This is a genomic window from Paenibacillus oryzisoli, assembly GCF_001653565.1.
In the GTDB taxonomy this organism is placed as follows: Bacteria; Bacillota; Bacilli; order Paenibacillales; family NBRC-103111; genus Paenibacillus_E; species Paenibacillus_E oryzisoli.
Map to the genome: position 1 here is coordinate 17,820 of NZ_LYPB01000078.1, position 10,753 is coordinate 28,572.

General features: G+C 42.5%; 16 protein-coding genes and 1 pseudogene. 14 read left to right on the forward strand and 3 right to left on the reverse strand.

What is annotated here, in order from left to right:
- Positions 1–24: 24 nt before the first annotated feature.
- Positions 25–1,101, reverse strand: coding sequence for a hypothetical protein (locus A8708_RS23530; protein WP_204787623.1), 1,077 nt, complete (start codon positions 1,099–1,101; stop codon positions 25–27).
- 1,033 nt (positions 1,102–2,134) lie between these two features.
- Here A8708_RS23530 and A8708_RS23540 point away from each other — a divergent pair.
- The 5 genes and pseudogenes from A8708_RS23540 to A8708_RS35600 all read left to right on the forward strand — a co-directional run.
- Positions 2,135–2,674 (forward strand): NAD(P)H-dependent oxidoreductase, encoded by a 540-nt coding sequence (locus A8708_RS23540; protein ID WP_068667759.1) that lies wholly within the window; start codon positions 2,135–2,137, stop codon positions 2,672–2,674.
- Complete coding sequence (locus tag A8708_RS23545) at positions 2,675–3,307, forward strand: DsbA family oxidoreductase (protein WP_068667760.1); 633 nt, start codon at positions 2,675–2,677, stop codon at positions 3,305–3,307.
- An 81-nt stretch (positions 3,308–3,388) separates the two neighbouring features.
- Positions 3,389–4,126 carry an SDR family NAD(P)-dependent oxidoreductase gene (locus tag A8708_RS23550; protein WP_068667761.1) on the forward strand — a complete coding sequence of 246 codons (738 nt, stop codon included), beginning with the start codon at positions 3,389–3,391 and terminating at the stop codon, positions 4,124–4,126.
- A gap of 57 nt (positions 4,127–4,183) precedes the next feature.
- Complete coding sequence (locus A8708_RS23555; protein WP_068667762.1) at positions 4,184–4,432, forward strand: tautomerase family protein; 249 nt, start codon at positions 4,184–4,186, stop codon at positions 4,430–4,432.
- A gap of 204 nt (positions 4,433–4,636) precedes the next feature.
- Positions 4,637–4,789: pseudogene (locus tag A8708_RS35600) on the forward strand (Lsa family ABC-F type ribosomal protection protein); the annotation flags it as partial.
- A 142-nt stretch (positions 4,790–4,931) separates the two neighbouring features.
- On the opposite strand, the gene A8708_RS23560 reads toward A8708_RS35600, so the two are convergent.
- Positions 4,932–5,447 (reverse strand): LbetaH domain-containing protein, encoded by a 516-nt coding sequence (locus tag A8708_RS23560; protein WP_239696818.1) that lies wholly within the window; start codon positions 5,445–5,447, stop codon positions 4,932–4,934.
- Positions 5,448–5,665: 218 nt separating this feature from the next.
- Positions 5,666–5,944, reverse strand: a complete 279-nt coding sequence (locus A8708_RS23565; protein ID WP_068667764.1) for a TetR/AcrR family transcriptional regulator — start codon at positions 5,942–5,944, stop codon at positions 5,666–5,668.
- A 90-nt stretch (positions 5,945–6,034) separates the two neighbouring features.
- Here A8708_RS23565 and A8708_RS23570 point away from each other — a divergent pair, with 90 nt between their 5' ends.
- The 9 genes from A8708_RS23570 to A8708_RS23605 all read left to right on the forward strand — a co-directional run bounded on the left by A8708_RS23570 (position 6,035) and on the right by A8708_RS23605 (position 10,649).
- Entirely contained in the window at positions 6,035–6,337 is a 303-nt protein-coding gene (locus tag A8708_RS23570) for a heme biosynthesis protein HemY (RefSeq protein WP_068667765.1), read from the forward strand.
- A gap of 375 nt (positions 6,338–6,712) precedes the next feature.
- Positions 6,713–7,195 carry a hypothetical protein gene (locus tag A8708_RS23575; protein WP_068667766.1) on the forward strand — a complete coding sequence of 161 codons (483 nt, stop codon included), beginning with the start codon at positions 6,713–6,715 and terminating at the stop codon, positions 7,193–7,195.
- 65 nt (positions 7,196–7,260) lie between these two features.
- Complete coding sequence (locus A8708_RS23580) at positions 7,261–8,259, forward strand: type I glyceraldehyde-3-phosphate dehydrogenase (protein WP_068667767.1); 999 nt, start codon at positions 7,261–7,263, stop codon at positions 8,257–8,259.
- Between the two features lie 326 nt (positions 8,260–8,585).
- Complete coding sequence (locus A8708_RS23585) at positions 8,586–8,789, forward strand: hypothetical protein (RefSeq protein ID WP_068667768.1); 204 nt, start codon at positions 8,586–8,588, stop codon at positions 8,787–8,789.
- Between the two features lie 25 nt (positions 8,790–8,814).
- Positions 8,815–9,162, forward strand: a complete 348-nt coding sequence (locus tag A8708_RS23590) for an ArsR/SmtB family transcription factor (RefSeq protein WP_068667769.1) — start codon at positions 8,815–8,817, stop codon at positions 9,160–9,162.
- 94 nt (positions 9,163–9,256) lie between these two features.
- The gene (locus A8708_RS36590) at positions 9,257–9,544 is read left to right on the forward strand and encodes a hypothetical protein (protein WP_239696819.1); all 288 of its coding nucleotides are present in this window, start codon (positions 9,257–9,259) and stop codon (positions 9,542–9,544) included.
- Complete coding sequence (locus A8708_RS36595; protein WP_239696820.1) at positions 9,526–9,684, forward strand: aquaporin; 159 nt, start codon at positions 9,526–9,528, stop codon at positions 9,682–9,684. Before A8708_RS36590 ends, A8708_RS36595 begins: the two co-directional genes overlap by 19 nt.
- Positions 9,685–9,699: 15 nt before the next feature.
- Entirely contained in the window at positions 9,700–10,122 is a 423-nt protein-coding gene (gene arsC, locus A8708_RS23600) for an arsenate reductase (thioredoxin) (RefSeq protein WP_068667771.1), read from the forward strand.
- A 2-nt stretch (positions 10,123–10,124) separates the two neighbouring features.
- Positions 10,125–10,649, forward strand: a complete 525-nt coding sequence (locus A8708_RS23605; protein WP_082927746.1) for an ArsI/CadI family heavy metal resistance metalloenzyme — start codon at positions 10,125–10,127, stop codon at positions 10,647–10,649.
- Positions 10,650–10,753 lie beyond the last annotated feature (104 nt).

Genomic DNA, 10,753 nt, shown 5'->3' on the forward strand with positions numbered 1-10,753 from the left:
CTCCTTTGTTCTCGATTGGCTGAATCAATAATCGAGAGCAGGAGCGACAGGAGGACGGAGCGGCGGAGCATGAGACCAACTTAAATAATGTCGGATCCGGCAATGCCATGACATTCGGCTATACGGTATCATAGGATCGGATTTATCAATCAGAACCGCTTTGAAATCACTTCCTGCATACGAAGATTTCGCCTTGCCATTTTTGGCACTAGCAGGCAAAGGCAACAGCGAGTCTACATTTGATGCAGATGGTGGCAGTGTAGGTTCTGATAACGGTATAGTCGGGAACGGTTCTCTTTCCGGAAATTGACTTGTTTTTGCAGATATAAATTTATTTGACGAATTCACGATTGCCGTTTGGTGACCTTTTTCCATGGATAAAAGCGGCGTAGGCTTCGGTATCGATTGAATTGCTATGGTATATGAACCTCCCGCAGTTTCTAATTGGCTCTCAACAGGCAATAAGGGAGTGGGCGAAGGTATTATTCCCAAAGGACTATCTTTGAGAGTCGATGATTTATCCAGAGAGTCATTCCCAGGGGGCGAACTATCCAAGTACAACACCGACTGCACACCAACATCTTCCGCGAACGGCTTCTGCGGTTCTACGACTGGTTGTACAACCGCATTCGTTAGCTCTTCTACCACATCAGTGATAGGCTTCAGCGTGTCAGTCACCGTTTTTGCGGCTGGCTGAACAAGCTTATCTGTCAGGTCCGATGCCGCATCCGTGACCGGTTTCAGCGTATCAATTAACGTCTTTGCGACTGGCTGCACAACTTTATCCGTCAGTTCCCCAGCCGCATCCGTGACCGGTTTCAGCGTGTCAGTCACCGTTTCTGCGACCGGCTGCACAACTTTATTTGTCAATTCCCCTGTCTCATCCGTGACCGGTTGCAGCGTATCAGTCAACAATTTTGAAACCGGTTGCACAACTTTATCCGTGAGTTCCCCAGCCGTATCCGTGATTGGATTCAACGTATCAGTTACCGTTTCTGCGACCGGCTGTACAACTTTATCCGTCAGCTTCCCAGCCGCATCTGCAATAGGATTCAGCTTATCAGTTACTGTTTCTGCTATCGGTTGAATGATTTTATTCAATGACTCGATACAACAATTCAAGGTTTCCTTCGCATGAGCTGAATGGATTCCCGCCAAAAAAGGAAATATAAGCAATATTAATGTAATGACGAGGCATTTCAAGAGCTTTCACCTCACTTTACAGTTAACCCTAACCTCATATGGAAACATTCGCCATTTAATTGCAAATATCCTGTAAAATCCATTTAAATTGAGCCTTTCGATCTAGATGTAGCACTTTTGTGCTATCAGTAAATATAGTGCAAGAGAGGTTGAAACTGATCCCATCAAAGAGTGTTTAAAGATTATGAAAGATTCGATGGAAAGTTAATATTGGAGTATTTTGGGATTGATTATAGTTTTTCATAGGAATATCATTCTAAAATGAAATAGGGTGGTTCTTATGAGAGTGGGGGATCGGAAACATTTTCTCGGATACGATGATATCGTAAATTACAATTTCAGGTTAATAACAGTTTTATTGGGTTTTGGTACTTAGTCTGTTTAGCGATTGATATAATAATACTAAAAATTATCAAAATGCAATCGCCTTTCCGCTAACGAGTGAACTATAGGTCAATAGAACATGCTATTTTTAGAATTAATAATTAACTATATTTGTTAAAAAATGTGTGTTTTGCGTGGTGAAGCGCAAAAATCCCCTATTGTAGAGAGGTAGATGCGTTGTCCATAACTCTCTATCATAGGGAAACGAATGTTGGCGAGAAGCTGTTGGAGAAAATCTCAAATTTGAAGAAACTCCTGAAATATCGCTATATGAATTGAAAATTTATCAAGTCTTTATACTAGTATTACCGAAAAAGGCTCTTGACATTCTATCTACTGAAAGGTAGAATCCATACATGAACAAAAACAATACAGTTTTTCGCATACTGAGATGAAAGTCGACATACGCACCAACTCGAGTATTCATTAGTATTTTGCGAGTAAAGAGAATGAGATTGATAGTTTTTATGTTTAATCTACCTTTTAATAGGTAGACAGCAAGTAAGAACATTTTCAAAAAATCTATGAATTGAATGGAGCTAATCATATGAAAACACTCGTAATCGTAGCACACCCTAACCTGGAATCATCCAACTGGAACCAAGCATGGGTTGATGAACTAAGGGAGAATGGTGATATCACAATCCACGAGCTGTACAAGGAATATCCAAGCGCCAACATCGATGTTCAGCGTGAACAACAGCTGGTCGAAACGCATGACCGTATCATTTTCCAATACCCGCTTTACTGGTACAACATGCCGCCGCTACTCAAAACATGGTTCGATACAGTTCTGCAATACAACTGGGCTTATGGTCCGGAAGCGACAGCAACAACCGGCAAAGAAATTGGCGTAGCTATCTCAACTTATGGCACAACAGAATCGTATCAACCTACTGGATCTAACCGTTTAACATTGGAACAAATTTTGGCTCCGATTCAAGCCAGCGCGCGTTTCATCAGCGCCGTGTACTTGCCGCACTTCTCGGTTAACGACACTTCCGACGTAACGCCTGAGCGTTTGGCACAAAGCAGCAAAGCGTATGTAGAGCACATTAAGACAGTTAAACCTGTGGAGGTGGCGTAAATGAAAAACGTAACGATCGACGTATATATGGATACAGTGTGCCCATGGTGCCGAATGGGTGATGCTAGCTTGAGAACTGCTTTAAAAGACCTGCCTGAAGGCATGAATGCTACAGTTCGCTATCATGCGTTTCAGCTGAATTCTGGTATTCGCAAGGAAGGCGAAGATTACCGTCAAGTTATGATCGGCCGCTTAGGTGGAGAAGCCCAATTCGAAGCAAGAATGAAACAATATAATCAAACAGGCGCTCATTTTGGCCTGAATTATAATATGGATTTGGTCAAATATACGCCGAATTCCGTATTGTCTCATCAACTGATTGCCATTACGCCGGGGCATCTGCAGTCACAAATACTCGAGCGATTATATACAGCATATTTTGAGGAAGGCGTTAATATTGGCGATGTGGACAAGCTTGTGGAAATCGCGCAAGCGACTGGGATCATGAATGATCCCGCGGCACTAAAGGCAAGGCTCCTAGACGGAGAAGGACTTGACCATGTGGAAGAAGGACAGCGCGATGCGCAGAAGCTTGGTATCAGAGGCGTTCCTTATTACATCATCAACGATAATCACACATTAACTGGCCTTCAGTCGCCTGCAGATCTGATCAATGCATTCAAACAGCAGTAAGAAACCGTCCTATAAAGGCAGTTGAGCATCAACCCAAACGTTTTGAGCAACAATAATAATAGAGCCCGGGAGGAAAATAAAATGAGCAATCAAGATAAAGTATATGTGATTACTGGTGGCAGCAGTGGACTGGGTAAAGCAATGGCAGTCGAATTGGTGAAGCGCGGTGCAAATGTCGTAATCAACGGACGACGTGAACAAGCGTTGGCCGATGCCGCGAAAGATATTGATCCTACAGGCAAGCAAGTGCATATCGTAGCTGGTGATGTCATGGAGTCCAATGTCGCTCAGCGTCTAGTCGACGAAGCATTGGCTAAGTTCGGCCGAATTGACACATTGATCAATAATGCGGGCATTTTCATCGCGAAGCCGTTCACGGAATACACGGAAGAGGAATTCACGCGATATATGGGCACGAACGTCGTCGGTTTTTTCCACCTGACCCAGCGCGCACTTGTGCAAATGTTGAAACAAGGTGCAGGCCATGTCATCAATATCACGACTAGCCTGACGGATTCGCCATCGGAGCAAGTGCCTTCCGCGCTTGCGAACTTGACGAAAGGCGGCGTGAACTCGACGACGAAAGCTTTGGCGATCGAATATGCGAAACGTGGCATTCGCGTAAACGCGATCTCCCCAGGCGTAATCAAAACGCCAATGCATGCTCCTGAAACATTCGAATTCTTGTCTAAGCTGCATCCAATGGGACGCATGGGTGAGCAGCAAGAGATTGTTGATGCCGTGCTATACCTAGATTCAGCGAAGTTCGTAACTGGTGAAATTCTTCATGTTGATGGCGGTCAAAGTGCGGGGCACTAATTGTAGATGAAGAAGTGAAGCAAAAATACGATAGTAAATGAATGGAGGAGACTATTTATGCCGATCGTAAACATTCAAGTCACACGAGAGGGCACGACGCCGGACCGAGATTCAGTGACTGCCGAAGAAAAAGCAGCTCTTATCAAGGGCGTAAGCGAATTGCTGCTTAAGGTGCTTAATAAGCCGTTGGAATCGACTTTCGTTGTGATTGACGAAGTAGACACGGACAACTGGGGTTGGGGCGGATTGCCGGCATTGGAATATCGCCGAAAGGTTGCTGCTCAGAAGGCAGCTGCTGAAAGCTGACAGTACATTGAAAGAAACGAAGCGCACTTTTTGTGTGCTTCGTTTTTTTATTGGGGCACCCACTTCAATGGCTATCCATTTTCGAATCGATACCATTATTCATTTTTATTGATCAAACGTTCTTGAAATGGTATTGTTTCTTTTGGAAGGCATAAAGATAGAGATTTTAACAGTTTTGTTCTACTAGCACCATAGTTCATAACCATGAAACGTGCAAAGAATCTTGAATCAAGGCAGCATAAAGCCATTGAAGAAAAGTCAGCTCTGCCAAAAAATGTGGAAAAAACGGAGTCCTTAGAATTAGAGCCCTTAGCATTTAAAACTAAGGAACTCGTTCTGTTGACGGACGTGTCTGTCATGTGAGCAAAAGAAAAAGTTGCAACGAAAACGGTAACCCTATAAGTAACCGAAAAGAGATGTTGGACTTTATGTTCTAACATCTCCGCAAAATGAATAAAGGCCAAGAACTTCCTATACGGAAAATTCTCGGCCTTTATGTTTAACGTAATAGTTTCGCATGGTTATATGCGATTCCGCAGGAGCAGCGGTGAGTGCCAAACATGGCATCATAGGAGGGAGGGAATTCCGAGTACACCCGGATAACCTGTTGTGCTAACTCCTTGGCATCTTTGGGTACAGCAACTAGCGAATCCGCCTTAGCCTGGGTGTCAATATGCGCGCCAGGAGGGACAAACCGGTTAGGGGCTATCCGCACTCCGTTGGTCAAAAGCGCATCGTTCGAGATGTAGGAGCCTCGGCCAACATACGCATTAAAGACAATAGCCTTGAAACCGACGAATGCATCATCTTCAATCAAGCAAGGCCCGTGAATAATAGCCCCGTGAGCTATAGAGACTCTGTTGCCAATAAAGATAGAATACGACTTGTTTGCCACCTGAATCGTTGTATTAGCTAAACCGTGTAAAATCACGCCATCCTGAATATTAGAGCTCGAACCGATAAAGAATGGTGTTCCCTCATCACCTCTAAGCGTTGCGCTAGGCGCAACAAACACTTTATCGGAGATATGTACATCGCCTATAACCGTAGTGAACGGACTAAGAAAAGCCGTTGGATGGATGGAAGGATACCGCGGTACGGGATTCGCCGCTGTTATAGGATTGGGTCCAATAAATCTTGCAAATAGATTAACAGGACCTCTAGGAAAAGAATCGGAACCTTGCCCGCGGATTGCTTAGTATCAGGAAGAGTAGGATTCTCTCCAAAGGAAAATTAGGATTCGATAAATGTTACTATTCGTTCTTTTGATGTGTTCGTATGGTTAAGTTCCTTTGCAATGTAATCATGAATGATTCGATTGCATTCATCGAATGCTAATAGAGCCAGTTCTTCTTTATCTTTAAAGTGGTTATAGAGCCCACCTTTTTGCATGCCAGTAACTTCAACAATGTCGGAGAGTGGGGTAGATAAAAAACCCTTTTTATTCATCAGAATCGCTGTTTGCTCATTATTATGCAACTTCGTTTTTAAAATTAAGGCATTAGCATTCACTTTGTCAATTATTGTGGAGTACTATAACTTGACAAATCATACTGTAATCAATAAAATTACAGTAATAAAATAAGAATAGAGGACAGAACTATGAAATGTAAAATCAATCGAAACGCTGCAACTGTATTAAACAATATGCTGAATAGTGAAGAAGCGGTTGGTGGGAAGATGATTCGTGTGTTTATAACTCAGAATCATGGCGATCATGGTCATTATGATATAAAGCTGGATACACCTACTGAACATGATGAAATCGTGAAAACAGACAAAGATATTGATATCATCTTAGATAAACGCGAACCCCTGTTAGATGGCGTTTGGATTCAGTATTTCTATGTACCTGATCCAGGGTTCTTCATAACAAATCCTTCTACTGGTTTTCTTGAAAAATAAAGAAGCGCATACAGTGCTGGCTAGGACTTTATCTAATCAAGTCTTAGCCCGTCACAATTGGTCCAAAACTCCACTAATTGATTTTCCTTATACTCGATCGTCCCCCCCTCAACATGACGTTTGCTCATCTGCTTCCGCTTCTTTCCAGCTAACCGCGGAGGTCCAAAACCCTTTATTTAACCAATAAAAACTATACCTTAATACGTATCAGAAGAAGGCTGTCTTCATGGGCCGTTATTTTTGTGTACATATATTCTTAGTTAATAACCCATTTACTGGGTACATTAAGATACGTAAGAACACAAAGGAGATATACAGTTTGAAAGGTGAGCATATAAAATTTAACCCGAAATAGGTAAGGAGAGATTCAAACTAATGCCAGAAGTAGAGATATTAGAAACAGAGGAACTAAAAAGAGAAGATTTTGAAAAGCAGTACAAGGCATATATGGAAGCGCAGTGCACGAAAGAGTTTGGGCTAAACAATGAATCAACATTGTACGTTTGCAAGATCGGATTAGCACAAGGAACTGTTACGAATGGTGTTGAAACCGGTGAAAATTTCAATACAGGTAACATTGCTTTAGGTGTTGAGCTTCAGCCAGGCAATAGTAGTACTGTTAATATTGTTGATAGAAACATTGCTGCAAATACAGCAACTCTTTCTATCATATACAGAATAATAGCAACTGGGGAAGAGCTGGTAACGGAATTTGATGAAGTTCGTGTACCAGATGGCGAATATATAACTACCATTATGTGGTCATTAAAGGATCCGGAGAATATTGAACAGGAAGGTTATCCAAAACCAGAAATTGAAGTGATTATTAAAACAAATATTCGGGGAATAATGTATTAATTGGAGGGGAAAGTAGTGCTTCTTTCAATTGTCATCGAGAACAACAGGTAAATGGAGGATGAGGAATGGGTAAAATTGCAATTTTTGGATTTGGACGCATTGGCAGAATACTCTTGCGTGTAGCACTTCAGGATAAGCTCTTCGTTCCGGTTTCAGTATCGGATATCAAGGATGAGGGAACGCTTGCAGCACTGTTTGAAGTGGATTCAAACTATAAGCGTTGGCACGAGGACGTATTCACCAAAGAGGGTGTAATTGTCATCGGCGGACGAGAGATTATTTATATAAATTCTTCGCAGGAAGTGCCAGATTGGAAGGAGCTCGGTGTGGAGCTCGTCGTCGATTGTACAGGCCGCGCCGTTGTTCGTTCCGTCGCACAGATGCATTTGGACCGAGGCGCCAAACGTGTGCTAATTAGCGGGCCAAGTAAAACCCTCGATGATTGCGACGCCGTATTGCTGAAGGGTATTAATCTTGACAGTTTCGATCCAGAAAAGCACCGAATCATCAGCGTGGCTAGCTGCACGACTAACGCTTTGGCTGCTGTCATCAAGCTGGTCAAAGAAAACTACGGAATCAAATTCGGACTGTTCTCAACAGTCCATTCCTATACGAACACGCAATCTTTGACGGATCAGCCGATGCGTGATCGCCGAGACTCTTGGGCGGCGGCTGAGAACATCATTCCGTCTTCGTCCGGCGCGGCCAGGGCACTTAAGTTCATCTGGCCGGATCTGCAGATCACGGGCAAAGCGTACCGTATACCGACCCGCACGGGCAGTATAGCTGAACTTAACCTGATCACGGAGAAGCCGTGCACTGTGCAGGAAGCGAATGATATGTTTCGCCGCGCCTCGAGAGAAGGCGATCTGAAAGGCGTTATGGATGTGCTTGAAGGAGAATGGGCGTCTTCGCGCATCGTCGGTGATCCGCATACATCGATCATTGATCTACCGCTCACTCACGTGGAAGGTGAACTCTTGTCTGTCGCGACATGGTACGACAATGAATGGGGCTTCGCCACGCGTCTGGCGGAGGTTGCCGCTTTCTTGGTGGGAAAATAACGTCCATCGAGGTCTCTAATTTAAATAACCATTCGTCAATAATGGACGAATGGTTATTTAGTTTAGTTTGAATTCGGATCGATCTACAGCAGCGAGACATCAAAGTCACAGGGTTTCCAAGCTAGTTCTAATTGATGCCCAAGCCCCTGGCTCTGGCCAATTGATTAATAACACTTGGATCCGCGTATTACTTACTGGTAATATCCGGATTATTTCTTTTAATCAATTTTTTTTGATAAATGTATTGACTCCACAATTTAGTAGTGGTAAATTTAGGTTGCAGATTAAATCAAAAAAAATTGATTAAATGAACGAGAGGAATGACAATGAATTTGAACTTTTACTCGTTGGAAAGCGAGATGCTGCAGCGTAAACTGGAAATCGAAAAAGAAGCAGTTGCTGCTTGGCAAGAAAGTAGTGACAGAGATCAGATTCAAATATTCAAATCTCTTATTTCAAAGTTTAAAGCTGCAGTTAATACTACTTCAACAGATGTACAAACTCAAGCAGTTTGCTGCAACTGCTGCTAAAGTACGAAGAAGGGTTGGAGACCCAATGATTAAAGAAATACCGCTTAAGCAAGCCAATGAGCCGAACGTATTCTTAAAAGAATACGAGTCCAAATTTAAAGCACTTGCTGATGAAAAGCGATTACAGATCATGTATGAGCTTACTCAACGCGGAAACACCTGCGTCTGCGACCTTACAGAGATCGTCGATATGCCACAGTCTAAACTCTCATATCATTTGAAAATTCTGTTGGATGCAGGAATAATTACAAAGGAAACGCGCGGAACCTGGAGTTATTACGAGATCAATCAAACAGAAGTAAGTAGAATCCTGTCTGAGCAGTTATGCTGCATTTTTAAACCTGCCCGGAATGATGGTAGCGATTGCTGCTAAATTTTTTTGAAAAATAAATCAATTTTTTTTGATTTAATGTTAAGAATGAAGAAGAGGCTACTTGCAGTGGCCGTTATGGCTCTCATATATACGTTTGGGCATATTTCAGGTGCTCATTTTTACTCCCGCGGTTACAATCGTTTTTATGGTGCGTGGCGATATGACGGCAAGAGATAGCCTATATTATATCGTCATACAGTTTGCCGCAGCGAATGCCGAAAGTTACACACTTCGTTTGCTATTTGGCAATATTGCGAATTTAAGTGCCACACTGCCCAATTCAACTGAGGGACAATCGTTTATGGTAAAGCAGTCAAAAGCTTCGCTGGTATGGCAATTGGAGGCACAGTTGGACTCATGGCAATGTTTGCTGGTCCTATAAGCGGAGCCTCCATGAATCCAGCACGGTCGTTGGGACCGGCTATCATTTCAGGCGTAACGCAACATTTATGGGTGTATTTAGTGGCAACTGTTCTTGGTGCTATAGCTGCTTCACTGACATATAAACTATTACATGAATAGGAGAATTGATAGCAAATGGAAAAGAAACTGGTGTATTTTCTTTGTACAGGAAACTCCTGCAGAAGCCAAATGGCAGACGGGTTTCTGAAAGCGTTGGGTAGTCACAAATATGAAGTTAGGAGTGCTGGATTGGAAGCACATGGACTTAACCCTCGAGCAGTGGAAGTTATGGAAGAGGCTAACGTTGATATTACCAATCACACATCAGATGTAATTGACCCTGAAATCCTTCAAGAAGCCGATTACATCATTACGCTTTGCGGCCATGCAAATGATAATTGCCCAGTCGTACGTAATGATAAAGCAGAGCGATGGCACTGGGGATTTGAAGATCCGGCAAAAGCAACTGGTACAGAATTAGAAGTAATGGCTAAATTTCGTGAAGTTCGAGATTCCATTAAAAACCGGATAGAGCAGTTTGTGAAAGAGGGGAACTGAATATGATAAAAAGAATGCACGTAGCAGTAAACTGTAGTGATCTCCAGAAATCCCTGGATTTTTATAAAGCTTTTTTCGGAACAGAGCCGACTAAAATTAAAGAGAATTATGCCAAATTTGAGCTTGAAGACCCAGCATTACACTTTTCTTTAAATGTTCGTTTATTCGAAAAAAGTGGGGTTCTTAACCATTTGGGGTTTCAAGTGAATGATACTAAAGATGTACTGGCAATTGGAGAGAGGCTCCGTCAATCAGGTTTGCTTCTAATTGATGAAATGAACACAACATGCTGTTATGCAGTGCAAGACAAAGTTTGGGTTTATGATCCTGATGGAAATGCATGGGAAATCTTTTATACAAAAGAAGATTCGGAATTTGAAAGCGCAGGACCACGAGATGATATTTCGCTTTGTTGTGTTCCAACTGAAACTACTGCAGCAACAGCTGAATGCTGCACAACAATTCCAACAGGTTCGACCACCATTAAATTAGAATCGTTCAAGAATGAGAAAACTTGTTGCAATTAAAAAAAAATGACTGCCCTTAGGGGCAATGTCATTAAGTTAAGGCGCAATACCAAAATTCAAGAGAAAGAGCAGGTTATCGAAAGATAGCCAGCTCTTTTTTTTGC

Bases quoted from the DNA above. Each gene is read 5' to 3' on its own strand.
- A8708_RS23540 (WP_068667759.1), top strand. From the start codon at position 2,135: ATGAAAACACTCGTAATCGTAGCACACCCTAACCTGGAATCATCCAAC.
- A8708_RS23545 (WP_068667760.1), top strand. From the start codon at position 2,675: ATGAAAAACGTAACGATCGACGTATATATGGATACAGTGTGCCCATGG.
- A8708_RS23550 (WP_068667761.1), top strand. From the start codon at position 3,389: ATGAGCAATCAAGATAAAGTATATGTGATTACTGGTGGCAGCAGTGGA.
- A8708_RS23555 (WP_068667762.1), top strand. From the start codon at position 4,184: ATGCCGATCGTAAACATTCAAGTCACACGAGAGGGCACGACGCCGGAC.
- A8708_RS23570 (WP_068667765.1), top strand. From the start codon at position 6,035: ATGAAATGTAAAATCAATCGAAACGCTGCAACTGTATTAAACAATATG.
- A8708_RS23575 (WP_068667766.1), top strand. From the start codon at position 6,713: ATGCCAGAAGTAGAGATATTAGAAACAGAGGAACTAAAAAGAGAAGAT.
- A8708_RS23580 (WP_068667767.1), top strand. From the start codon at position 7,261: ATGGGTAAAATTGCAATTTTTGGATTTGGACGCATTGGCAGAATACTC.
- A8708_RS23585 (WP_068667768.1), top strand. From the start codon at position 8,586: ATGAATTTGAACTTTTACTCGTTGGAAAGCGAGATGCTGCAGCGTAAA.
- A8708_RS23590 (WP_068667769.1), top strand. From the start codon at position 8,815: ATGATTAAAGAAATACCGCTTAAGCAAGCCAATGAGCCGAACGTATTC.
- A8708_RS36595 (WP_239696820.1), top strand. From the start codon at position 9,526: ATGTTTGCTGGTCCTATAAGCGGAGCCTCCATGAATCCAGCACGGTCG.
- arsC (WP_068667771.1), top strand. From the start codon at position 9,700: ATGGAAAAGAAACTGGTGTATTTTCTTTGTACAGGAAACTCCTGCAGA.
- A8708_RS23605 (WP_082927746.1), top strand. From the start codon at position 10,125: ATGATAAAAAGAATGCACGTAGCAGTAAACTGTAGTGATCTCCAGAAA.